The 22,566-nt window shown below is 61.8% G+C and carries 21 protein-coding genes; 12 read left to right on the top strand and 9 right to left on the bottom strand.

What is annotated here, in order from left to right; genetic code table 11:
* Positions 1 to 4: 4 nt before the first annotated feature.
* On the top strand, positions 5 to 718 hold the full coding sequence (locus ACM64M_RS03200; protein ID WP_416227187.1) for a murein L,D-transpeptidase catalytic domain-containing protein: 714 nt from the start codon (positions 5 to 7) through the stop codon (positions 716 to 718).
* Here the strand turns inward: ACM64M_RS03200 and ACM64M_RS03195 are convergent.
* On the bottom strand, positions 715 to 2,061 hold the full coding sequence (locus ACM64M_RS03195; RefSeq protein WP_416227186.1) for a L,D-transpeptidase family protein: 1,347 nt from the start codon (positions 2,059 to 2,061) through the stop codon (positions 715 to 717). The genes ACM64M_RS03200 and ACM64M_RS03195 overlap by 4 nt on opposite strands.
* Positions 2,062 to 2,241: 180 nt before the next feature.
* On the opposite strand from ACM64M_RS03195, the gene ACM64M_RS03190 reads away from it, so the two are divergent.
* From ACM64M_RS03190 to ACM64M_RS03165, 6 genes are all read left to right on the top strand, one after another.
* Complete coding sequence (locus ACM64M_RS03190) at positions 2,242 to 3,153, top strand: DMT family transporter (protein WP_416227185.1); 912 nt, start codon at positions 2,242 to 2,244, stop codon at positions 3,151 to 3,153.
* A 572-nt stretch (positions 3,154 to 3,725) separates the two neighbouring features.
* Entirely contained in the window at positions 3,726 to 6,398 is a 2,673-nt protein-coding gene (gene acnA, locus ACM64M_RS03185) for an aconitate hydratase AcnA (RefSeq protein ID WP_416227184.1), read from the top strand.
* Positions 6,399 to 6,412: 14 nt separating this feature from the next.
* Entirely contained in the window at positions 6,413 to 6,922 is a 510-nt protein-coding gene (locus ACM64M_RS03180; protein WP_416227183.1) for a rhodanese-like domain-containing protein, read from the top strand.
* 128 nt (positions 6,923 to 7,050) lie between these two features.
* Complete coding sequence (locus ACM64M_RS03175; protein WP_416227182.1) at positions 7,051 to 7,683, top strand: prolyl hydroxylase family protein; 633 nt, start codon at positions 7,051 to 7,053, stop codon at positions 7,681 to 7,683.
* Between the two features lie 84 nt (positions 7,684 to 7,767).
* Positions 7,768 to 8,181, top strand: coding sequence for a hypothetical protein (locus ACM64M_RS03170; RefSeq protein WP_416227181.1), 414 nt, complete (start codon positions 7,768 to 7,770; stop codon positions 8,179 to 8,181).
* Positions 8,182 to 8,184: 3 nt separating this feature from the next.
* Positions 8,185 to 9,186: a hypothetical protein gene (locus tag ACM64M_RS03165; RefSeq protein WP_416227180.1), complete on the top strand. Its 1,002-nt coding sequence runs from the start codon at positions 8,185 to 8,187 to the stop codon at positions 9,184 to 9,186.
* 560 nt (positions 9,187 to 9,746) lie between these two features.
* On the opposite strand, the gene ruvB is transcribed toward ACM64M_RS03165, so the two are convergent.
* From ruvB to ruvA, 3 genes are all read right to left on the bottom strand, one after another.
* A complete protein-coding gene (gene ruvB / locus ACM64M_RS03160; RefSeq protein WP_416227179.1) occupies positions 9,747 to 10,805 on the bottom strand; it encodes a Holliday junction branch migration DNA helicase RuvB in 1,059 nt (352 codons plus the stop codon).
* 63 nt (positions 10,806 to 10,868) lie between these two features.
* Entirely contained in the window at positions 10,869 to 11,528 is a 660-nt protein-coding gene (locus ACM64M_RS03155; RefSeq protein WP_416227178.1) for a hypothetical protein, read from the bottom strand.
* Between the two features lie 22 nt (positions 11,529 to 11,550).
* Positions 11,551 to 12,171: a Holliday junction branch migration protein RuvA gene (ruvA, locus tag ACM64M_RS03150; protein WP_416227177.1), complete on the bottom strand. Its 621-nt coding sequence runs from the start codon at positions 12,169 to 12,171 to the stop codon at positions 11,551 to 11,553.
* A gap of 180 nt (positions 12,172 to 12,351) precedes the next feature.
* Here ruvA and aroC point away from each other — a divergent pair, with 180 nt between their 5' ends.
* The 3 genes from aroC to katG all read left to right on the top strand — a co-directional run bounded on the left by aroC (position 12,352) and on the right by katG (position 16,729).
* Positions 12,352 to 13,437, top strand: a complete 1,086-nt coding sequence (aroC, locus tag ACM64M_RS03145) for a chorismate synthase (RefSeq protein WP_416227176.1) — start codon at positions 12,352 to 12,354, stop codon at positions 13,435 to 13,437.
* Between the two features lie 31 nt (positions 13,438 to 13,468).
* The gene (locus ACM64M_RS03140; RefSeq protein WP_416227175.1) at positions 13,469 to 14,359 is read left to right on the top strand and encodes an NAD-dependent epimerase/dehydratase family protein; all 891 of its coding nucleotides are present in this window, start codon (positions 13,469 to 13,471) and stop codon (positions 14,357 to 14,359) included.
* Between the two features lie 183 nt (positions 14,360 to 14,542).
* Complete coding sequence (gene katG / locus ACM64M_RS03135; RefSeq protein WP_416227174.1) at positions 14,543 to 16,729, top strand: catalase/peroxidase HPI; 2,187 nt, start codon at positions 14,543 to 14,545, stop codon at positions 16,727 to 16,729.
* A 103-nt stretch (positions 16,730 to 16,832) separates the two neighbouring features.
* On the opposite strand, the gene ACM64M_RS03130 is transcribed toward katG, so the two are convergent.
* The gene (locus ACM64M_RS03130; RefSeq protein ID WP_416227173.1) at positions 16,833 to 17,444 is read right to left on the bottom strand and encodes a hypothetical protein; all 612 of its coding nucleotides are present in this window, start codon (positions 17,442 to 17,444) and stop codon (positions 16,833 to 16,835) included.
* A 43-nt stretch (positions 17,445 to 17,487) separates the two neighbouring features.
* Here ACM64M_RS03130 and ACM64M_RS03125 point away from each other — a divergent pair, with 43 nt between their 5' ends.
* Positions 17,488 to 18,015: a cytochrome b gene (locus ACM64M_RS03125; protein ID WP_416227172.1), complete on the top strand. Its 528-nt coding sequence runs from the start codon at positions 17,488 to 17,490 to the stop codon at positions 18,013 to 18,015.
* A 20-nt stretch (positions 18,016 to 18,035) separates the two neighbouring features.
* On the opposite strand, the gene ACM64M_RS03120 is transcribed toward ACM64M_RS03125, so the two are convergent.
* Entirely contained in the window at positions 18,036 to 18,929 is an 894-nt protein-coding gene (locus ACM64M_RS03120; protein ID WP_416227171.1) for a LytTR family DNA-binding domain-containing protein, read from the bottom strand.
* 194 nt (positions 18,930 to 19,123) lie between these two features.
* Here ACM64M_RS03120 and ACM64M_RS03115 point away from each other — a divergent pair, with 194 nt between their 5' ends.
* On the top strand, positions 19,124 to 19,684 hold the full coding sequence (locus ACM64M_RS03115) for a DUF2306 domain-containing protein (protein WP_416227170.1): 561 nt from the start codon (positions 19,124 to 19,126) through the stop codon (positions 19,682 to 19,684).
* Between the two features lie 78 nt (positions 19,685 to 19,762).
* Here the strand turns inward: ACM64M_RS03115 and ACM64M_RS03110 are convergent, their stop codons facing one another.
* The 3 genes from ACM64M_RS03110 to ACM64M_RS03100 all read right to left on the bottom strand — a co-directional run bounded on the left by ACM64M_RS03110 (position 19,763) and on the right by ACM64M_RS03100 (position 22,288).
* The gene (locus tag ACM64M_RS03110; RefSeq protein WP_416227169.1) at positions 19,763 to 20,353 is read right to left on the bottom strand and encodes a Smr/MutS family protein; all 591 of its coding nucleotides are present in this window, start codon (positions 20,351 to 20,353) and stop codon (positions 19,763 to 19,765) included.
* A complete protein-coding gene (locus ACM64M_RS03105; protein WP_416227168.1) occupies positions 20,350 to 21,456 on the bottom strand; it encodes a murein transglycosylase A in 1,107 nt (368 codons plus the stop codon). Before ACM64M_RS03105 ends, ACM64M_RS03110 begins: the two co-directional genes overlap by 4 nt.
* A gap of 172 nt (positions 21,457 to 21,628) precedes the next feature.
* A complete protein-coding gene (locus ACM64M_RS03100; RefSeq protein ID WP_416227167.1) occupies positions 21,629 to 22,288 on the bottom strand; it encodes a Tim44/TimA family putative adaptor protein in 660 nt (219 codons plus the stop codon).
* Positions 22,289 to 22,566: the final 278 nt, after the last annotated feature.

Below are 22,566 nucleotides of genomic sequence, written 5' to 3'. Positions count from 1 at the left end.
TGTGATGAACCGCCGGGACGTTATCAAGACCACTCTTGCCGCCAGCGCCGCCTTGGCTTTGCCGGGTCTGCCTGCAAGGATCGCTGCGCAGCCACGCGCAGGCTCGGCGCGCGACCGGGTGCTGTTCGACCTTGCCAAGCGCGAATTGGACCGCGCAGGCGACGCGATCTGGCGGCGCGATATCGTCGGGATTGCCGATTTCGGCGTTCATTCGGCGCAACGCCGGTTCTATTTCGTCAATCTTGACCGCGAAGAAGTCAGCCCCTTTCACGTCAGCCATGGCACCGGCTCTGATCCTGAACATGACGGCTGGCTCAACCACTACTCCAACACCGAAGGCTCCAACGCCACCAGCCGCGGCGCCTATGTCACGTGGGAATGGTATCAGGGCCGATATGGCACCTCGGTGCGGCTGGGCGGACTTGACCAGACCAACGATGCCGCGCTGCGCCGCTACATCGTCATGCACCGCGCCGATTATGCCGAACCTGCGCATATTGATCGCTGGGGAAGGCTGGGGCGTTCGAATGGCTGCTTTGCGCTGGGAGAGGAACAGTTCCGGATCGCCTTGCTCCATCTGTCGGGCGGGCGGTTGCTGTTCGCCGACAGCTTAGGCCTGCAAGAAGACGGCGCAATGCTGAGCCGCGAGGCGCAATTGGCCGCGCTGACCCCGGACAATCCCACCGCGATGCAGCGATATAATCCGGGCACGTTTTAAACCCCCGCGCGCGGATCGTTCTCGATCACGATAACCTCGTCATCGGTCGTCGCAGAGCGGTTCTGCACGCGCGGTTTGTCGAGGCTCGCCAGCACCGGCGCATCGCGGCCATAGATGTCGTCAAAGCTCCGCATGTTCCCCTCGATGTCAGTCGCCATCGTGAAATAGGTAATATAGGCGGGCATTTCCTTCTTGATCGGCACCTTGGTGTATTCGCCAGAAGTCGCAATCGCCACGGCTTCGTCGCGGGTCGCGCCCTGTCCCAGAATCGCCATGGTGATCGCCAGTTCCAACGCGCGCTCGGTGCGGATACAGCCATGCGACAGCGCACGATTGGCGTTGCCAAACAAATTGCGCGAAGGCGTGTCGTGGAAGAAAATCGCGTGCGGATTGGGCATTTCCAGTTTCATCCGGCCCAGCGAATTGCCCGGCCCGGGCTGTTGGACCACGGTAATATAGCCATTGGACCCGCGGGTCCCGACATAGCCATTGGCGCGCGCCCATGCAGGGTTGCCAAGCACCCGCGCGCCCAGCCCTTCGCCCATGACAATTGATTGCGGCACCGTCCAGGTGGGGTTGAACACCACCCCTTCGACCATTTCAGCAAGTTGCGGAGTCGCGGTGCGTCCCGGCTTGCCCACGACGGTCCGGTAAGTGCTGATGATCCGATCCCCGACGGTCAGGCGCAGCTGATATTCGGGCACGTTGGTGATGAGATATTGCGTGCCAAGATCACGCGCCAGCCAGCGCCAACGGTCCATATTGGCGCGGATGAGCTTGCGCTTCGACGCCTGACTTGCCGGTGTCGCAGCCAGTTCATCGAGCAGGCGCGCATAATCGGGATGCGTCGGATTGAGCTTTGCCAAAGTCCCAGCCACGTCACCAGTTTCGAGCGCCTGAGTCAGCAGATCGCTGGTGCGGAACCGGTCACGGTCGGGATCGACCACAAACCACTGCACGCGCGCCTCCATCGGAGCCCGGCCATCGCGCAGGTCTTCGACCAGCCAGACGAAAACCTTCGATGCCAGCGCATCGCGGTCTTCGGATTGTCCCGCAGTGCCGAGCGCGCGCAATTCGGGCAGGCTGTAATCTTTGGGGTCCAGCCCCTCTGCGCCGATCCCCTCGATCACTGCGATGAGCGCGGCGAGGTTTTGCGCGCTCCAGGGCTGCACCATGGGACCAGGTGGCGCGAGGTCGCCCTGCACCATGGGCTCGGAAACCATCTGCGGAAACGCTTCATCAAAGCTTGCATCCGCGGCAGTCTCCTGCTGAGCGAACGCACCGCCCCCGGCCAGTGCCGCCCCGGCGATCCCGGTTGCCAGTGTGATGATCCAATTGCGCATGTGTGATGTCCCTTAACGCGCACCAGGCCAAACATGGCCGAAGAATTGCGTGTGATTGCCGATATATCCTGTTTTGCCGGACTCTATCAAGCAACTCGCCTTTCCTTTCGCTGAATCCTGCACAAGAGATGCAGCGTGGGGGCGTGACCAATATTGGCAACCATTCTAGGCCGTGATTCCATGCAAGCCGCTCCGCCCCCGCTTCCGCGCTCGCCCGCCACGCTGACCTCGCCCGCTGCCCGGTTGCTGCCGCTGGTGGTGGCGGGAGCCGGGGTGGGGTTTCTGTCATTGATGGACGCCTTCATGAAAGACGCCGCGCTGGCGACCGGAGCCTACACCGCGACGGTGCTGCGCAGCATGATTGGGGCCGCCATCATTGCGCCATTCTGGTTCTGGCAAAGAATGGGTTGGCCGGCGCGCGCGGTGTTCAAACTTCACTTGGAGCGCGGCGTGGTTTCGGCGTTCATGGCGCTCAGCTTTTTCTACGCGCTGACCAAATTGCCGCTCGCTGAAGCGATCGCGATCAGTTTCATCGCCCCGTTGATCGCATTGTATCTGGCGCGGGTGCTGCTGGGAGAAGTGATCCGGCCCAAGGCCATTCTGGCAAGCATCCTCGGTTTCGTCGGCACGCTGGTGATCGTGGGCGGGCGGATCGGCACGGGCGAATTTGACGAACAGACCGCGCTCGGCCTTGTGTCATTGCTGTTTTCGGCGCTGCTCTATGCCTATAATTTCATTGTGATCCGCCGCCAGAGCCAGCTCGCCGGACCGCTGGAGATTGCGACGTTTCACAGCGGCATTGGCGGCCTGGTGCTGTTGTTGTTCGCGCCGTTTCTGGGCACGTTTCCGGTAACCGAGGCGCTGGTGCCGATCGCTGCTGCTGGTGCGCTGACGGTGATGGGGGCGATGGCCATTGCATGGGCCTATGCCCGCGCAGAGGCACAGGCGCTGGTGCCGATCGAATATTCCGGTTTTCTCTGGGCAAGCCTGCTCGGCTGGGCGTTTTTCCGCGAAGAAGTGACGCTGCCCACCCTTGCAGGCACTTTGCTGATCGTGACCGGATGCTGGATCGCCGCGCGCAAAGGCAGGTGATCGGGCCGCTCGTCCGAAAGTTGACCGGAGCCCTCAGCGCAAATTTGGGGGGATGCGCCAGCGACTCCGGCCATTTCCGCTCCGAGCAGAGAAAAGCGGGTCGGCTTCTCTCTGTTTGCACCACGAAGCGGCTAGTTCCCGTCCGCCTCAACAGAGGCTTCCGGTGATTGTTGACCGGTCTTCCTGCCGGCTAAATCCGAAAACAGGAGGGCGGCCACAAGGCAGACAAACACCAGCATTACAGCGCCGAAAATGCCAGCGGTCAGACTTGCCCGTTTTGCGGAGAAATCCTGACTTTCGTCCACCGCTGCCGCCCCCCGAGAATTTCCTCAACTGCCTTGGGCTCTGGCACAGGGTGATCGCAGCGGTGAAGTAAACACTTGTAAGAGGCGGGCGGAGCGGTGGTCAGCGGCGACGGAAGGTTAAACGCATATCGCAATCGACTCGCAATAGACCCGCAAACTCGGGCTTCCTCTTGACCTTGTCCGCGCAGTCTAGCACGGGCCGCAAAGATATTCCGCCCGCGCGGAGCACATGGCGATGCGCGGCCATCATAAAGGACGGTATTTCCTATGACAGCCACCGGCAAGGACACGCTAAGCACCCGTTCAACCCTCGATGTGAATGGCCAGAGCTACGCCTATTATTCGCTCGCCAAGGCGGCAGAGCAATTGGGCGATGTCTCGCGCCTGCCGATTTCGATGAAGGTGCTGCTGGAAAACCTGCTGCGGTTTGAGGATGACGGCTTCACCGTCGGGCGCGAACACATTCAGGCGATCGTTGATTGGCAGGACAACCCGGTCACCGGCAATGAAATTCAGTATCGCCCCGCGCGTGTTTTGCTGCAGGACTTCACCGGCGTCCCCTGCGTCGTTGACCTTGCCGCGATGCGCGACGCGATCAAGAAGCTGGGCGGCGACACGGCGAAGATAAACCCGCAGGTACCCGTGAATCTGGTCATTGACCATTCGGTGATGGTGGATGAATTCGGCCATCCCAAGGCGATGGAAGCCAATATGGCGCTGGAGTATGAGCGCAATGCCGAACGCTATGACTTCCTCAAATGGGGCTCGAAAAGCTTCGAGAATTTTTCCGCCGTGCCGCCGGGCACCGGCATTTGCCATCAGGTAAACCTTGAGCATATCGCGCAGGGCATCTGGTCCAGCACGGATGAAAGCGGCGCGATGGTCGCCTATCCTGACACTTGCGTCGGCACCGACAGCCACACCACCATGATCAATGGTCTGGGCGTGCTGGGTTGGGGCGTCGGCGGGATCGAGGCCGAAGCCGCAATGCTGGGCCAGCCGGTGTCGATGTTGATTCCCGAAGTCGTCGGTTTCAAACTGACCGGCGCGATGGCCGAAGGCGTGACCGCGACCGACCTGGTGCTGACTTGTGTGCAGATGCTGCGCGAAGTTGGCGTGGTCGGGCGGTTTGTCGAATTTTACGGTCCAGGTGTGGCCACACTCACTCTCGCCGACCGCGCGACCATCGCCAACATGGCACCCGAATATGGCGCGACCTGCGGGTTCTTTGGCATCGACGACAAGACCATCGATTACATGAGCCTGACCGGCCGTAGCGACGAAAACCTCGCGCTGGTCGAAGCCTATGCCAAGGCGCAGGGCATGTGGTTCGACCCGGCGCACGAACCGGTGTTCTCCAACACGCTGGAACTGGATGTTTCGTCGGTCGTGCCCAGCCTTGCCGGACCCAAGCGGCCGCAGGACCGAGTCATCCTTCCCGAGGTTGATGAACTGTTCAACAATGATTTGAAAGCGGTCTACAAGAAATCCGGCGCGGTCCGCGCTCCGGTTGAAGGGCTGGATCACGACATAGGCGATGGCGACGTGGTGATCGCCGCGATTACCAGTTGCACCAACACCTCCAACCCCGACGTGCTGATCGCGGCGGGTCTGGTCGCCAAGAAAGCGGTTGAGAAAGGCCTCAAGCCCAAGCCATGGGTAAAGACCAGCCTGGCACCGGGATCGCAGGTGGTGACCGATTATCTGGTAAAATCAGGTCTGCAGGCTGATCTCGACGCCATCGGTTTTGACCTTGTCGGCTATGGCTGCACCACCTGCATCGGCAATTCCGGTCCGCTTGCTGCGCCGATCAGCGAGGCGATCAACGGCAACGACATTGTCGCCGCGTCGGTCCTGTCGGGCAATCGCAATTTCGAAGGCCGCGTGTCTCAGGATGTGCGCGCCAACTTCCTCGCATCGCCCCCGCTGGTCGTGGCCTATGCGCTCAAGGGCACCGTCACCGAAGACATCACCACTACCCCCATCGGTCAGGATCAGCAAGGCAACGATGTCATGCTCGCCGATCTGTGGCCCAGCAATGCCGAAATCGCGCAGCACCGCGCCGCCAATATCGACCGTTCGATGTTCGTGAAGCGCTACGCCAATGTCTATGACGGCGATGAGCATTGGCAGGCAATCACGGTTGAACCTTCGGACACCTATCAATGGCGCGCCGGCAGCACCTATGTCGCCAATCCGCCTTATTTTGACGGGATGACCATGACCCCGGCTCCGGTCATGGATATTGTCGATGCAAAACCGTTGGCGATCCTCGGCGACAGCGTAACGACCGACCACATTTCACCCGCTGGCGCGATCAAGGAAGACAGCCCCGCTGGCACCTATCTCAACGCCAACCAGGTCGCCAAGAAGGACTTCAATTCCTACGGCTCGCGGCGCGGCAATCACGAAGTGATGATGCGCGGCACCTTTGCCAATATCCGCATCAAGAATGAAATGGTTCCGGGCGTCGAGGGCGGAGAGACCACCTATAATGGCGAACAGATGGCGATTTACGATGCAGCCATGAAGCACAAGGCCGATGGCACCCCGCTGATCGTGATCGGCGGCAAGGAATACGGCACTGGATCTTCGCGTGACTGGGCGGCAAAGGGCACCGTCCTGCTGGGTGTGCGCGCGGTGATTGTCGAGAGTTTTGAACGTATTCACCGCTCCAACCTGGTCGGCATGGGCGTGCTGCCGCTGCAATTCAAAGACGGCGGGACGCGTGAAACGCTGAACCTGACATCGGACGACAGTTTCAGCATCGCCGGGCTGGCCGATCTTTCACCGGGTCAGGACATCGAAATCGCGGTCACCCGCAAGGACGGCACGGTCTTTACCTTCACCGCGCTGTGCCGGATCGATACCGCAAACGAGATGGAATATTACCGCCACGGCGGCATTCTCCAATACGTGCTGCGCAATCTGGCGGCTTAGGAGCCTGGGACCAAATGCGGCTTACCTTTCCTCTATCTCTCGCCGCGCTGGCTCTTGCCGCCTGCGCGCCAGAGAGTGAGGGGAAGGAGGAACCCGCGCCGCCCTTTGTGCCGGGGTTTGAACTGGCCAATGCGGCGGAAAGCGCCGACCCGCCTCGCCGCGAACTTCACGCTCCGCCGTTGGATTTCACCAGCGAAAGCAGCGAGGTAATCGATCTTACCGTCGATGAACTCGCGGAGCGCCTTTCGCGCGGCGGTGTCTGGCTGATCGATGTTCGCACCGATGAAGAAGTCGCGGAGGGCATGATATCGGGAGCAGAGCACATCCCGCTCGCCGATTTTGCTCCCGGCCCCGCAATGCTTGAACGGGCCGCTGGGCGAGAGATCATTCTCTATTGCCGCTCTGGGCGACGTTCCGCGATCGCCGGACGCAATCTGTCGGGCTTTACCGGAGAACCGGTACCCCATTTGGCCGGGGGCATCATTGCGTGGGAAGCCAATGGCGGCATGGTCGTTCGTCGCTGATAGCGATACGCGATATTTTAACCAGCATGCGCTAGTCAAATGCAATGTCTGACGCTCCGGCTCTTGTTCAGGATGACGCCGCTCAAAGTAGGCCAGACCAACGCAAGCTTGCGTGGTTCGGGCAAGTAGTGCGTGAGCGACTGCAAGTCCATCCTGCGGTAGAGCGCATCTCGACCCCCTTGGCGGAAATGTTCCGGGTTCGCGGTTTCCTGAATCGCCGGGATTGCCGTGACATTGTAAAGGTCATCAACCGCCGCGCCCAGCCATCGGACCTATACGAAAGTACCTACCGCGAAGGCTTTCGAACCAGCTTTACCCACCATTTTGATACGCGCGATCCTCTGACCCGCAGCATCGACCTCTATGTGTCGGACCTGCTTGGCATCGATGATCATTTTTCGGAACGCATGCAGGGACAAAGGTATCAAGTCGGACAGGAATTCAAACACCATTACGACTATATGCATGTTGGCGAGCGCTACTGGCAATCCGAAGCGCAGCGCGGGGGTCAACGGACCTGGACCGCAATGATTTGCCTGCATGCACCGCGTGAAGGGGGTGAAACCGACTTCCCGAAACTGGGTTTAAGGATTGCTCCAGAGGTGGGCAGTTTGCTGATCTGGAACAACATGACACCAGATGGCAGACCAAACCTTAACACACTCCACGCCGGCTTGCCGATCAAGCGTGGAGTGAAGCACGTCATAACCAAATGGTACCGCGAAAATCCATGGCGATTGATCAATAACGACTTGCACTAGAATAGACGCAATTGTCGCCACTACGCAGCCCGACAGGCTGCGCAGTGACTTTGCATTAGTGTAAGCCCTTAAGCTGTTGCGTTTTTGTCTTTCTTGCGGCGCAAGATCGCGGCGGCGGCAAGACCGAACAGAATCATCATCGGCGGAGCGGGAACATCCGTTCCCCCACTGCTGCTGGTGCTGCTGCCCGAAGACGAGCTGGAGCTGGAACTTGATGACGAGCCGGACGACGAACTAGTCCCGCCAAAGCTCGACGAACCCGAGCTGCTCGATGACGACGATCCCGAAGACGAGCTGCTGGTGCTGCCCCCAAAGCTGGAGGTGCTGCCCGACGAACCCGATGAACTAGAGGAGCTCGACGAACTGGAACTGCTCGACGAGGAACTCGACGAACCGCCGGTACTGCCACTGGACGAGCTGGAGCCCGACGAAGACGATGAACCCGAGGACGATGACGTCCCGCCAAAGCTCGTGCTGCCGCCAGTGGTTCCGCCATAGCTGGTGCTGCCGCCAGTGGTGGTGCCGCCCGAGCTGCCCGAAGACGAGCTCGATGAGGAACTGCTGGAAGACGAAGACGAACTGGTCGAACTGGTCATGTTGCCAGAGCTACCGCCGCTGGTCGCGCCGCCCGAACTGGAGCTGCTGCTCGACGAGGAGCTGGAGCTGGACGAACTCGACGAGCTGCCGCCCGATGACCCGCTGCTGCCCGACGAACCGCTGCCGCCCGAAGACGAGCTCGACGAGGAACTGCTGCTCGACGACGAACTGGACGACGAGGACGATGAGGAAGTCGATACATTCCCCGATGAACTGCTGACATTGCCTGAGCTGCTGGAGACGTTGCCCGAGGAACTGGAAACGTTGCCTGAGCTGCTCGAAACATTGCCCGAGGAACTGGAGACGTTGCCGGATGAACTGGAGACGTTGCCGGATGAACTGGAAACATTTCCTGAGCTGCTCGAGACCGCGCCGGTGGAGCTCGAAACCGCACCCGTTGAACTCGACACTGCGCCAGTCGAACTGGACACTGCGCCGGTCGAACTCGACACCGCGCCGGTCGAACTCGAAACATTGCCCGAAGTGGTCGAGGTGGAGGTCGAAATCCCGCCAGTGCTCGATGACACCTGCCCGGTCGAGGAACTGATCGTTCCCGTCGAGGAAGTCGAGGTCACGCTGCCCGTGGTCGAAGAGATCGTGCCGGTCGAGGTCGAATTGTCGAGGTCGATATCGATGTTGATATCGCCCGACGATCCGCCGCTGCCTCCCGAAGAGGAAGATGTCGAGCCGCCGCTGGAGGTCGAACTGAAATTGCCCCCCGAAGTTGTGGTGGTGGTCGATACCGCAACATCGCCCGATGACGAACCGCCGCCGCCGAAGAAGCCGCCGAAGAATCCTCCGCCAAAACCGCCAAAACCGCCGCTGCCGCCGATCACAACCGGCGGCCCACCAAAGCCGCCGCCGCCGCGAATGGGCGGAAGCGGGGGCAGCGGTGCAGGCGCATAGGCAAGCTGCGTGATCGGGGGACATTCGGCTTCGTCAATATAGGCGCGCGTCGCACCGGCGGGCAGCGGTGCGGCTTCGGGGCCATAGCCGAGCGGGATCGGCTGACATTCGATGGTGCGTTCGACGATCCGGCGGCGCTCAGGCTCCGGCAGCGGCGGCAATTCGCGCACACGCTCGGTCTTGACATAGCGGGGCTCTGACACCTGAACCAGCTTGCCATCGGCCGCGGTTGTGAATTGCGGAGTGTCGGTGCTCATCGGCTCGGCCACGCGCACCGCGCCGCCCGTCATTAGGGCGACACCGGCTGCGGTGGCGGAAAGCTTGGCTACGGCCAGTTTGATCGACATGAGTTTCGAACCTTGCTTGCATCTCTTGGCTCGATGCGGCCCGCCCGCACCTTCACCAATTGCCATGCTGTCATGGGATTGAAGAAGGGTTCACGGCAATGCGGTTAACCATGAATGGGGTCGGCTAACCGGCCCTAATCAGGAAAAGCGCCGGTATTTCAGGGTCGCTGTCCCGTTTTGATACCAAAACCAGCGTCCTGGTTAGTCATCTGTTCAGCTTTCCGGTTCATCTGGCGTGTCAAACATCGCCGTTTGAACACCACCTGCGGGAGTCGGCCTGGCCATCTCCAGATGCTCCCAAGCGGCATCGTTAAGCATCCGCCCGCGCTCTGTCCGGGCGAGCAGGCCAAGTTGAATGAGGTAAGGTTCGATCACCTCCTCGACCGTATCGCGCTGTTCCGCGAGCCCGGCAGACAGCGCCGCGACGCCGACCGGACCGCCCTTGTAAGTGGTTGCAATCATAGTGAGATAACGCCGGTCCATCGCATCAAGGCCCAGCCGGTCGATCTCCAGCCGGGTCAGCGCACCATCGGCAATCGCGCGCGTTACCCGGCCCTGCCCAGCGACCTGCGCAAAGTCGCGCACGCGGCGCAGCAGGCGCCCTGCGACTCGCGGCGTGCCGCGTGAACGCCGGGCAATCTCGCGCGCGCCCTCCGGGTCGATGTCCAGCCCCAGCAGGCGCGCAGCGCGGGTGACGACGAGATCAAGTTCGTCATGGGTGTAGAATTGCAGCCGCACCGGAATGCCGAAACGGTCGCGCAAGGGCGTGGTCAGCAGCCCCTGCCGCGTGGTCGCACCCACCAGCGTGAACGGCGGCAAGTCGATCCGCACACTGCGCGCCGATGGCCCTTCGCCGATGATGAGATCAAGCGCGCGGTCCTCCATCGCGGGATAGAGCACTTCCTCGACCACGGGATTAAGGCGGTGGATCTCGTCGATGAACAACACGTCATACGGTTCGAGATTGGTGAGCAGCGCGGCGAGGTCGCCCGCTTTCGCGATCACCGGGCCGGAGGTGGCGCGAAAGCCCACGCCCAGCTCCGCCGCGACGATCTGCGCCAGTGTCGTCTTGCCCAGACCCGGCGGACCATGGAACAGCGTATGGTCCATCGCTTCGCCGCGTGCGCGTGCGCTGTCGATGAAGACCCGCAAATTGTCGCGCGCCGCCTCCTGCCCGATGAACTCGGGAAGGCTCTTGGGCCGGAGCGCGGTGTCCGGGTCGCCGGGCTGCGGTTCGCCCGAGTGGATGGGTGGGTTGTCAGGGTCAGTCATACGCCTCGGAGACCATGGTAGCCAAGTTTCCTAGGACATCTCCATTGCTAAGCGAAACCTGCATCACATAGTTTCCTCTGCCAGTTGGCAAGAGATGCTGGACGGCCCCGCCAAAGCCACAAATCCGCGAGAGCCAAGCTTCAAAGGCTGAGCTATACAGCCCTCAGCCGGATAAGCCTCTTCCCATGTCGCCCATATTAGAGAGCTGTCGGCCTGGTAACGTAACCAGAGGTAGGGATTCTGCTCACCACCAAGGGGAAAATCCAAAACTCGTCCGGTAGATTTGTCCAGTGCGTATACTATTCTGCATCCGGTCCCACACCCGATCTGTGCAACCGTGAGGCTACCGCCATAATCAATCGGCGCCTTGTAGGCTTCTCCAAGTCTAGTTCGCATGTATCGCTGGTCAGCGGTCAATGTGAGCGGCTGAGCCGCGCCAGTGTAGTAACTGACCAGATGTTGTTCAAACCCCTCGTTAAAGCCTGGTGGCGGCTGGACAGGAGGCTCAGCCTCTTCCTTATCAACCTCATGCATTTCGGTTGATTTTCCCAAGACGGGAGCATGTTGTGATGGACTGGTCTCGGTCTCTTGATATTGATTCTCTATGGGGTCAATTTGAGTTCCATGAGCGATCTCGCTGCGCAATCGCACATAGTCGGCAAGCAATGCACCAAACCCAATGAGGCAAATGGCTGCGCCACATAGTAGTATGGTTCTGTTCATAACAAAATCCGCTTCGCGCCCATCACCCCGCCGCCTTCTTCAATGCCACGCGGATGAGGTCGCTCATCGCTGCGTCTTCGCCCAGTTCTGCCTGTGCCCGCGCCACGGCCTGCGCCGCGACGGCGGGCTTGAACCCGAGGTTTTCCAGCGCGCTCACCGCGTCCGCGCTCGCGCCGCCTGCACGAGACACCCCGCCCAGCGCCGCGCCTGCCATCCCGCCGTCCGAGCCATAGCCGGGAAGCGCGCCTGCCTTGTCCTTCAGCTCGTTGACGATCCTCCCGGCGAGCTTCGGGCCCACCCCGTTCGCGCGCGCCACGCTCGCCGCATCACCCGCGGCGCAGGCATCGCGCAGCTCGACGGTCGCCAATGCGGAGAGGATCGCCAGCGCCACCTTGCTGCCCACCCCCTGAACCTGTGTCAGCAGCCGGAACCAGTCGCGCTCCGCACTCTCGGCAAAGCCCAGCAGCCGCATGTCGTTCTCACTCACTTGCAGGTCGGTGTGCACGGTGCAGGCTTCTCCGACTTCGCCAAGCGCCGACAGCGTCCGCGCCGAGCAGTGGACGAGGTAACCCACCCCGCCGACATCGACGATGGCCCAGTCGGTGCCGGTTTCGTCCAGCCTGCCTGATAGCTTTGCAATCATGCTGCAGGGTTTGGCGGACAGAACAGGAACAGTCCAGAGGTGCTGCAAGGTTATCGTCATTGCGAGCGGCACCGCCGCGCGGCAATCTAGGGCGGTGCGCGTTACGCTCTGGATTGCTTCGCTGCGCTCGCAATGACGGCAAGTGGACAAACCCAGCAAGTTAGGCAAAAGCGTCCGGCTATGAGTTACAACACATTCGGGCGCGTGCTGCGCTTCACGACATGGGGGGAAAGCCACGGACCTGCGCTGGGCGTGGTGCTGGACGGCTGCCCGCCGGGCATCCTCTTGCGCGAGACGGACATTCAGCCATTCATGGATGCGCGCAAGCCCGGCACGAGCAAATACACCACGCAGCGTAAAGAGGCGGATCAGGTTCGCATCCTTTCGGGCGTGTTCCAGACGACCGAGGGCGACCAGGTGACGACGGGCACCCCGATCCATCTGATGATCGAAAACACCGATCAGCGGTCAAAGGATTATTCGGAAATTGCCCAAAGCTATCGCCCCGGTCATGCCGATTACACCTATGACGCGAAATACGGCATTCGCGATTATCGCGGTGGTGGCCGGTCGTCGGCTCGCGAAACGGCGGCGCGGGTGGCAGCGGGCGCGGTGGCGCGGCTGATTATCCCTGAAGTCACGATCACCGGCTATGTCTGCGAACTGGGCGGCGACCCTATCGAGCGCGAGGCGATCAATCACGACAACATCGCCAAGAACCCGTTCTTCTGCCCCGACAGCTGGGCCGCGACCCGCTGGGCCGAAAAGGTCGAGGCCGCGCGCAAGGACGGATCATCGCTGGGCGCGGTGGTCGAATGCGTGGCCGATGGTGTCCCCGCAGGATGGGGCGCGCCGATCTATGCCAAGCTCGACAGCGAACTGGCCGCCGCGATGATGAGCATCAACGCGACCAAGGGCGTGGAAATCGGCGACGGGTTCGAAGCGGCACGGCTGACCGGCGAACAGAATGCCGATGAAATGCGCCCCGGCCCGGACGGCAAGCCGGAGTTTTCCAGCAACCACGCAGGCGGCACCGCTGGCGGCATTTCTACGGGTCAGCCGGTGGTGTGCCGGGTGGCGTTCAAGCCGACCTCGTCGATCCTCAACCCGGTCAAATCGATCAATTCCGCCGGTGAAGCGGTGGATGTGGTGACCAAGGGCCGCCATGACCCATGCGTCGGCATCCGCGGGACCCCGGTTGTCGAAGCGATGATGGCGCTGGTGCTGGCCGATCAGAAATTGCTGCACCGCGCGCAGATGGGATGACGCAAGAGCCGAAATCCGGCAAATATCGCCTATGAAGATCATCATAACCGGCTCCTCTGGCCGCATTGGCCGCGCGATTTTCGGGGCGCTGGCGGCTCGGCACGAAGTCACTGGCATTGACCGTAACCCCTTTTCCACCACGCATATTGTCGGCGATTGCGCCGACCCGGAATTGCTCCGCCGCGCGCTAGATGGGGCTGATGCCGTGATCCACAGCGCCGGGCCGCATGCGCCGCATGTCGGGTTGGTCGCCGATGCCGATTTCCTCCGCGTTAATGTCGAGGGCACGCGCTCCCTCGCCGAAATTGCCCGGGCGAGCGGGGTCACGCGCTTGCTCTACACCTCCACCACTGCGCTTTACGGCGATGCGGTCGAGCCGGGTCGGTGCACATGGATCGACGAGGACACCGTGCCCCTGCCAAAGAGCATCTATCACCGCACCAAACTCGCCGCCGAGGCGCTGCTGGAAGAGCTGGCGTCTGCGGAGATGTCGGTTCGGATATTGCGCATGTCACGCTGTTTCCCCGAGCCTGCGCCATTGATGGCGGCCTATCGCCTGCATCGCGGAGTGGATGCGCGCGATGTGGCGGCGGGACACGCATTGGCGCTGACCGATCAGGGCGCGGCGTTCGAACGGTTCGTGCTGTCTGGCGAAACGGTCTTTGCGCGGGAAGACTGCGAGGGCCTCGCCAAAGATGCGCCAGAAGTAATCCGCGCCCGCGCACCCGCGCTGGCGGCGGAATTTGCCAAGCGGGGTTGGGATCTGCCGCGCAGCATTGACCGGGTTTATTCCAGCGCGAGGGCGCAGGATCGGTTAGGCTGGAGGGCGCGGCAGGGCTGGCAAGAGGTTCTGGCGCAGGCCGACCGCGACGACCTCGAGGTGTTGCCAGCGGGTTCGCATATCGCACGCAAGGCCGAGTAGATTCCGGCTTTGCAAAGGGCCCGATTCCCGTCCGACCTTGGCGGAGAGTGGCTCGCGGTGATTAATCGCCCTAGTCTATCAATATCCTCACATTAATCGATTGGACTAATCACCGGACATGCATCATTCTCCTGTCATTACACTTGGATAAAGTCCGAGTCCCATATTTCAGGAGAACCCCCAATGGATGCTAAGACTGGTGAAATGAGCGGCGGCTGCCCCTTCCATGGCGACGGTGCGATGCGCACTTTGCTGGGCCGGACCAACAAGGATTGGTGGCCAGAGGCGACGCAGCTCGACATTTTGACCGAGCAAGGCAAATCGGCCAACCCTTACGGCGAAGATTTTGACTATCCGGCGGCATTCAACACCATTGATTACACCGCGCTGAAGGCTGACCTGACCGCGTTGATGACCGACAGCCAGCCTTGGTGGCCTGCCGATTACGGCCATTACGGCCCGTTCTTCATCCGCATGGCATGGCACGCCGCCGGTACCTATCGCACCGGCGACGGGCGCGGCGGAGCGGGCAGCGGTCAGCAGCGTTTTGCTCCGCTGAATTCGTGGCCGGACAACGGCAATCTCGACAAGGCGCGCCGCCTGTTGTGGCCAATCAAGCAGAAATACGGCAAGCAAATCAGCTGGGCCGACCTCTATATTCTCGCCGGAAACGTGGCGATTGAAAGCATGGGCGGCCCGGTGTTCGGCTTTGGCGGCGGCCGCGCAGACGTGTTTGAACCCGAAAGCGTCTATTGGGGCACCGAAGAGCAATGGGTCAACGAAGGCGTTGCCACCCGTATCCAGCCGAAAGAAGGCATGGCGCTCGAAAACCCGCTCGCGGCAATCCAGATGGGGCTGATCTACGTCAATCCCGAAGGTCCGGGCGGCAATCCCGACCCGCTCGAAAGCGCCCGCGACATGCGCGAAACCTTTGCCCGGATGGCGATGAATGACGAGGAAACCGTCGCTCTTACTGCGGGCGGCCACGCCTTTGGCAAAGCCCACGGCGCGGCCCCGTCCGATACTTTTGGCGGCGCACCCGAAAGCGAAGCGCTGCACCTGCAGGGGTTCGGCTGGCTCAATGACGAGGAAGAAATTGCCAAGGGCAACATCACGACCTCGGGCATTGAAGGGGCGTGGTCGAACAATCCGACCAGTTGGAGCCACGATTATTTCCGCATCCTGTTCAAATATGATTTTGAACTGGTGCACAGCCCGGCTGGCGCGCAGCAATGGACGCCGATCAATCCCGATCCCGAAGATATGGCCCCCGACGCGCGTGACCCGAACAAGCGCGTGCCGACCATGATGACCACCGCCGATATGGCGCTCAAAATGGACCCGGATTACCGCAAGATTTCGGAGCGGTTCCTGGCTAACCCCGAACAGCTTGACGACGCCTTTGCCCGCGCATGGTTCAAGCTATGCCACCGCGACATGGGGCCAAAGGTCCGTTACCACGGTCCCGAAGTTCCCGAAGAAACGCTGATCTGGATGGACCCCGTGCCCGCAGGCGCCATGCCTTCGGATGCGGAAGTCGCCCGGTTCAAGGATGCGATCCTTGCCAGCGGGTTGACCGTGTCACAGCTGGTGAAAGCGGCCTGGGCGTCGGCTTCGACTTATCGCAATTCGGACCACCGCGGCGGTGCGAATGGCGCGCGCGTCCGGCTCGCCCCGCAAAAGGACTGGGCGGTCAACGATCCGGAGGAACTGGCCAAGGTTCTCGCCAAGGTTGAAGAACTGCGCGGCGATCTCAGCATCGCCGATGCCATTGTGCTGGCAGGATCGGCTGCGGTCGAGAAAGCAGCAAAGGACGCAGGCTTTGACGTGACTGTGCCGTTCACCGGCGGACGCGGTGATGCGGGCGATGAACACACTGATGCCGCCAGTTTTGAGCCGCTGGAGCCGTTTGCCGATGGTTTCCGCAATTATCTCAAGACCAAGGCGAACGTCCGGACCGAAGACATGCTGATCGACCGGGCGCATTTGCTCGGCCTGTCGATCCCCGAATTGACCGTGCTGGTTGGCGGGATGCGTGTGCTGGGCGCGAACAGCGGCAACACCGGCCACGGCGTGTTCACCGACCGGGTCGGCACGCTGACCCCGGACTTCTTCACCAATCTGCTCGACATGGGGACCAAATGGACCCCCGTCGATGGATCGGGCGACGAAGAATATGTCGGCACCGACCGCGCGAGCGGAGCGGAGAAATTCCGTGCGACCCGCACCGATCTGGTGTTTGGCAGCAATTCGCAACTGCGCGCGCAGGCAGAAGTCTATGCCGAAAACGGCGCGCAGGAAAAATTCGTGCACGATTTCGTCGCCGCCTGGACCAAGGTGATGAACGCCGACCGTTTCGACATCGCCTGATAGCGGCGTAACCAGCCCCCCACCCTGATCCAGAAAACCGGGCCAGGGTCGCACGAGACCCCCGGCGAGGCAATCGCCAGGGGTCTTTGCGTTTGGGGCAATATCAGGGGTGACGTTCGAGGATGATATCCCGCCGCGCGACCAAAACTCCATCAGCGTTGCGTTCAAGCATGGTGATCCCCGAACCGCCGCGGAGTTCTTGAGCCGCGCGGTATTCGACATCGACCGCAAACTCTCCAGCGAAGACGATATCGTCGATATAGTACGTCGGCCGTCCAGCTTCGGATATATAAAGGTGAATGTGAGCGGGCATGGTCATGCTCGGATATGGCGCCGGTTTGATTGTTTCAAAGCGGTATAGCCCGGCATCGTCGGTCCTCACCCAGCCTTTCAATTTGCCGTGGCGAGCGCTGCCTGATGCGTTCGGATCGCCGCCTGCGTAATACCCTTGGGCATTGGTGTGGTGTGCGTAAACGATCACGTCGGAGGCGGGCGTCCGCCCGTCAGGCAAATACACAGTCCCCGTCGCGATCAGCGCGTCGCCCGGTTCGCCCGGACCCGCTATTCGCGCCACCGAGCCAAGCGAAGCGCGATCCCGTTCGAGGGCCGCTTCGCAACCATCGCATGTATACAAATCGCTGCGGGCTTTTGGGGCGGCAACACTGCCCGCCGAACATCCTCCCAACATCGCGACAGCGATGGCAGATGAAGCCATTCCCGTGATTGCATTTCGGCGGGTGAAAGCTAGTCTTTGCCTCATGGTGCAAAAGTATACCATGATCGCCCGGTTTCTCCATTGGATAATGGCGGCGCTGCTGATCGTGCAAATCGCTTTAGGCGTGGCCGCTGACCGGACCCAACCAGACACCGCGCGCAGCCTGCTGGACGCGCATGTCCAGTTAGGTCTGACATTGCTGGCGCTCGTCATCCTGCGTTTGTTGTGGCGCGCAACCCATACGCCGCCGGCATTGCCGACCGCCCTTGCACAGCCTCACCGCGCAGCGGCAAAGGTGACGCATTGGGCGCTTTATGCATTGATGGTCGTAATGCCGGTTAGCGGATACCTGCTGTGGATGTGGATCGGGCGAGATTTGGATTTTATCGGCACGGTGCAGATCCCACTGCCAGACCTTTCCGATCAGGATGAATTCTGGCGCTCGCTCGCCGGTTACACCCACGAATTTGCCGGTTATGCGTTGTTCGCGCTGATTGCGCTGCACATTGGCGCGGCTTCCTGGCATGAATGGGTGCGCGGCGACCGATTGATCCGCGATCGGATGGTTTGAGCGCGTAGTCGATCTAGCTCCTAAATCCAGCCCGCCGCCTTAAGCTCGCTGACCTGAGCGCGGCTGACCGGCGCGGTGATGCCGCCTGCCAGCACCAGCCGGATATTGCGGCCTTCGCGCTTTACATCCTCTACCGCCAGCCGCGCGACCCACCAGCTGCGGTGAACCTGCCGCCCATCGGTTTCAGGACAATGCGCGGCCATATGCGCCATCGCATCGCGCAGCCGCATCAGCACGAGGTCCGAGCCCAGCGCAGTGTGGACGCGGACATAATGGTCCTCCATCTCCAGCGCGATCACATCGCTGCCCAGTTCGGGCGGCAATTGGTCGATCAGGGGGTTGGTCGCCGGTGCGGGCGGCGGAGCAGGTGCAACCGCGTCAGCCCATGGATGCCCGCTTTTCGGCGTAGCCACCGCCCCCGCCGCTGCGCCAGCCTCCGGATGCCTGCTATTGGCCACTATGATCGCAGGGTCTGCCGAGCCATTCTGGCCGATCACATTGAACAACAGCGTCACCCCGCCGCCAATGATGAAGACATAGAAATAGCTGGTCAGCGCCTCTTCCAGCGATGGCACCGGAGGCCAGTTCGGCATGAACTGGATAAAAAAGATCACGACCGTCATGGGCACAGTCGCGGCCATAGTTGCTGCGACCCACAGCGGCAGCTTTGGCAGATCGAGCGCCGTATGGCCGCGTTCCACAAGATAGCCCATGGGCGAATAGATGGCGTATCCCAGATAGCTGAACGCCAGCCACGTAATCAGCCGAAGCGGTAGCGGCTCCGCGATGGAACCGAATGGGCCAATGATCGCCAGGAACACGCCAATCGCGGTCATGATGGCTAGGTCAGTGAACAATTTGCGCAGGAATAGCGCGCGTTTCCCGATGGCCCGTTCGCTTGCACCGCTGTTCATGCGGGCAACGTGCCTGCCCGTTCGCGCTTCGTAAAGTGGCAATCTAGCGAGTGCGCGCCAATTATCCAAACAATTCCGCACATTTCGCGCAGGCCTTGGGCGAATCGCGCAGCCACGCTTGCTGGCGAATGGGCAGGCGGCATTCTGGCTTCACCAGACACAAATTGTTCAATCACAAGACAGGGACCAGACCCATGACCTCTCTCACCGCCAATCTACCGCTTCCCGGATTTTTGAAAGCGCCCGCAAAGCCGGGCTTCGACATCAGCCCGCGCATGCGCGCCATTGTGATGTTGGCAGCAACGACGATGACCTTGGTAACGGTTTACGCGCTGTTTCGCGGGCTGACCGGGATTGCCCCTTTCCATCCCAATGCCCGCGAGATTGCGATTGTCCTGCACGTTTCCACCGTACTGCCTGCGATCCCGCTGGGTGGGTATTTGCTGCTCGCGCCCAAGGGCACCAAATGGCACAAACATCTGGGTAAGGCATGGGTCGCCTTGATGGTGACCACCGCGCTTTCCGCAATCTTCATTCGCTGGGGCGGCGGGCTGAACTTCCATTTCAGCGTGATCCATATCTTTGTGCCGATGACCTTGTGGGCCTCTTTCAAACTGGTGCGCGCGGCGCGGCGCGGCGACATGAAAACGCACAAGAATGAAATCCTGAGCCTTTATCTTGGCGCGCTGATGATCCCCGGCGTGGTCAGCATGGCCTTTCCCGGCCGTCTGATGAATGTGTGGCTGTTTGGCTAGGTATCTGTTTGGCAGGCGGGTTTGCGACACGCCCGCCGGACGCTGCGGCGCCGGAGGAAACTCCGGCGCCGTTTGCTGTTATGCGCGGCGCAGCACCAGATAGAGCGCGCCCTCGCCGCCATGCCTTATATGCGCGCGGCGCACTGCGGCAATGGCGTCGGCGTGATGGCTCGCGGCGAGCCAGTCGAGCAGCTTGGCGCGGATTGCACCGCGCTTGTCGGCGCGGTCCGCAGGATCGACGGGCCGTTCGCGCCCGGCAATCACTAGCACCACCCGCGCGCCCATCGCGCGCGCCTGATCCAGCCCGCTGATGATCCGCGCAAACGCGCTGTTGAGCGTGTGGCCATGCAGGTCGAGCGTGTAATCGGGCGCAATGTCGCCCGATTTGAGCCGCCTGTTCCAATGTCCATCAAGCTGCGAATTGAACGCCCGCCGGGGAGGCGGTGGCAGGGACGGCTTGGGTATGGCTGGCCTCGCCAAGGGAGCCTTTGGCGCGGGTTTGGTTACCGGCTTGTGAGCGGGCTTCGGTGCGAGGTTGGGCGGGGTCTGGTCCGCCCCCCCGACACCCGGCACCTTGCGCCCGGCCAGCGGCGTCACGCTTTGCGCCAGCCGCGCCCATACCGCCTGCTCTTCGGCGCTCAGGCCGCGCGGGCTGCGGGAAACCGTCATCGCGCCGAATTGAGCCGGTCGACCGTGCCTTTGGGCAGCAGCAGCAGCGCCTGCCCGCGCGCGCTCATGCCGCCTGCGATTTCGCGCGCATCCAGACCCGCACCCCAAAAGGTGTCAAACCGGTTTGCCCCCTTGATCGCGCCGCCGGTGTCCTGCGCGATCCACAGGCCATCGACCTCACTGCGATCCATATCGAGCCACACCGGCGCGCCCAGCGGCACAAATGCGGGATCGGCAGCAACCGAAGCCTGCCGCCGCACCGGCACACCCAAAGCGCCCAGCGGCCCGTCTCCGGTCAGCTCGCGGAAGAACACCCAGCTTTGATTGAGGCGCATCAGCTCGCGGCCCTCACGCGGGTTTTCGCGGATATAGGCCATGATGCCTTGCATCGATCCCGGATATTGCCCCGAACCATTGCCCAGCAATCCGCGTTCGCGCATCACCCCGCCGATCCCTGTATAGCCGCGCCCGTTCTGGCCGGCATAACCGATACGGATCACCTCGCCCGAAGGCGTGCGCAGACGGCCCGAGCCCTGAATCTGCAGGAAGAAAAACTCCACCGGGTCAGCCGCCCAGGCAATCACCGGCACCCGGCCGTCGAGCGCACCGTCCTCTATCGCTGCACGATCTGGATAGAGTTCAAAATTGCCATTGCGGTCATAGCGGCCCAGCGGTGCGCGCCCGGTGCGTTCGGCTGGCGGAGTGCCTGCTGGCCAGGCGCGCACCAGATCATCGGGTAGAGCATAGACCGGCACGTCATAGCCGGGTCGGCGGGTTCGCGACCCCGCGATTTCGGGTTCGAAATATCCCGTTGCAAAGGCGCTGCCATCGGCGACCCGCGCGGTTTCGAAATGGGTCTGGAAGAACCGCGGAGCGTCGCTCATCGGCCAACCCAGCGCGGCGTCGCAGGCGGGGCGCCAATCGGCCCCATAGGCAAGCCCGCTCACATCATCGCGCCGCAGCAATTGCGGGCAGGATTCGACAAAGCTGGCGAGCGCGGTTCCCGCATCCTCGCGGCCTATGCCGAGCGCACCGACGCTGGGGCCGCGGGTCACCCCCGCCATGGCGGCGCTGATCACTGTCGCGGCGGGAGGGATGGTCACGGCGGGGCCCGGCGGGGTGCTTTTCGGGATGATCGCGCAAGCGCTCAAGATCGCGAGCGAGGCGGCGAGACCAGCCGCGCCGCCGGCTATCGAGGCAAGACTGCGGCGGCGCGCATCGGGCCCGCCTAGCCGAATGACATCGGCGTTGCCGGCGGCCCCCAAAGACACAGGGTCAGCCTTCGTCGGTTTCGTCGAGCAGCCAGTTGGGATCGCCCGATCCGACATTGCGGCTGAAGGTCCAGACGTCGCGGCTTTCGATGGCATCATCAAGGCTGCCCGCGACCAGATTGCCGTCCTTGTCACGCGTCACCGATGCGATGTCGGCAACAAACAGCACAGCAATCCGCGCCATCCGCCGATCCAGCGACGCGGAATGAACACGCGTTTCCTCGATCCGGATAAGTTTGTTTTCAAGCGTGTGCCCAGCTTCCTCGCGCGCGTCGATGGCCGCGACGAAACCTTCGTAAACGTCGTCATCGCAAAGATCACGGAGCGTTTCGCGGTCGCCTTTCCAAAACGCCTCAAGCACCATTTCATAGGCCCCGCGCGCGCCTTCAACAAATTGCGCAATATCGAAATTGCGGTCAGCGCTGGCGATTTCGCGCACACCGCGTTCCACCGCGGGCATCACGCCCTCCAGCTCGATCGCGCGTGGAGGCGTCGGCTGTACCGCATGCGGTGCCAGCGAGCCCGGCGCTGCAGCATTGTCGCCCGCGTCAAAGCGCTGGGGGATGGATTCCTCCTCATGCTCAGCCCGGCGGCCAAGCACCGAATACAGGCGCAGCCCCAGAAATGCGGCGATCATGGCGAGGATGACGATTTCTAGAATCACAATAGTACCTGATATCCTTTCGGCGCTTATAATTGAACGCCTGATCCTTATTGTGCATGCCGGGCAGGCAAACAAACGGCTTTGAATGCCCTTAGGTACGGCTGACGCACCATCAAGATGAGTCTCGTCCCACAAATAGGCATCAAATTCAATTCGCCAACGTCTTTTCGGCGTAACAAGGCAGCAATTTCCCGGCGTTTCGTGGCAGTCATGCAACCTTCGCGCGTTGCAGTCGCCCCATTGCCTGCCACCCGCGCCCCTGCTAGGCGCGCGGACCT

The sequence above is a fragment of the Qipengyuania sp. ASV99 genome (assembly GCF_047872805.1).
Lineage (GTDB): Bacteria > Pseudomonadota > Alphaproteobacteria > Sphingomonadales > Sphingomonadaceae > Erythrobacter.
Note: the sequence above shows the minus strand (reverse complement) of the source record. Positions and strands in the feature narration are given on the sequence as shown.

Bases quoted from the DNA above. Each gene is read 5' to 3' on its own strand.
- ACM64M_RS03200 (WP_416227187.1), top strand. From the start codon at position 5: ATGAACCGCCGGGACGTTATCAAGACCACTCTTGCCGCCAGCGCCGCC.
- ACM64M_RS03195 (WP_416227186.1), bottom strand. From the start codon at position 2,061: ATGCGCAATTGGATCATCACACTGGCAACCGGGATCGCCGGGGCGGCA.
- ACM64M_RS03190 (WP_416227185.1), top strand. From the start codon at position 2,242: ATGCAAGCCGCTCCGCCCCCGCTTCCGCGCTCGCCCGCCACGCTGACC.
- acnA (WP_416227184.1), top strand. From the start codon at position 3,726: ATGACAGCCACCGGCAAGGACACGCTAAGCACCCGTTCAACCCTCGAT.
- ACM64M_RS03180 (WP_416227183.1), top strand. From the start codon at position 6,413: ATGCGGCTTACCTTTCCTCTATCTCTCGCCGCGCTGGCTCTTGCCGCC.
- ruvB (WP_416227179.1), bottom strand. From the start codon at position 10,805: ATGACTGACCCTGACAACCCACCCATCCACTCGGGCGAACCGCAGCCC.
- ACM64M_RS03155 (WP_416227178.1), bottom strand. From the start codon at position 11,528: ATGAACAGAACCATACTACTATGTGGCGCAGCCATTTGCCTCATTGGG.
- ruvA (WP_416227177.1), bottom strand. From the start codon at position 12,171: ATGATTGCAAAGCTATCAGGCAGGCTGGACGAAACCGGCACCGACTGG.
- aroC (WP_416227176.1), top strand. From the start codon at position 12,352: ATGAGTTACAACACATTCGGGCGCGTGCTGCGCTTCACGACATGGGGG.
- ACM64M_RS03140 (WP_416227175.1), top strand. From the start codon at position 13,469: ATGAAGATCATCATAACCGGCTCCTCTGGCCGCATTGGCCGCGCGATT.
- katG (WP_416227174.1), top strand. From the start codon at position 14,543: ATGGATGCTAAGACTGGTGAAATGAGCGGCGGCTGCCCCTTCCATGGC.
- ACM64M_RS03130 (WP_416227173.1), bottom strand. From the start codon at position 17,444: ATGGCTTCATCTGCCATCGCTGTCGCGATGTTGGGAGGATGTTCGGCG.
- ACM64M_RS03125 (WP_416227172.1), top strand. From the start codon at position 17,488: ATGGTGCAAAAGTATACCATGATCGCCCGGTTTCTCCATTGGATAATG.
- ACM64M_RS03120 (WP_416227171.1), bottom strand. From the start codon at position 18,929: ATGAACAGCGGTGCAAGCGAACGGGCCATCGGGAAACGCGCGCTATTC.
- ACM64M_RS03115 (WP_416227170.1), top strand. From the start codon at position 19,124: ATGACCTCTCTCACCGCCAATCTACCGCTTCCCGGATTTTTGAAAGCG.
- ACM64M_RS03110 (WP_416227169.1), bottom strand. From the start codon at position 20,353: ATGACGGTTTCCCGCAGCCCGCGCGGCCTGAGCGCCGAAGAGCAGGCG.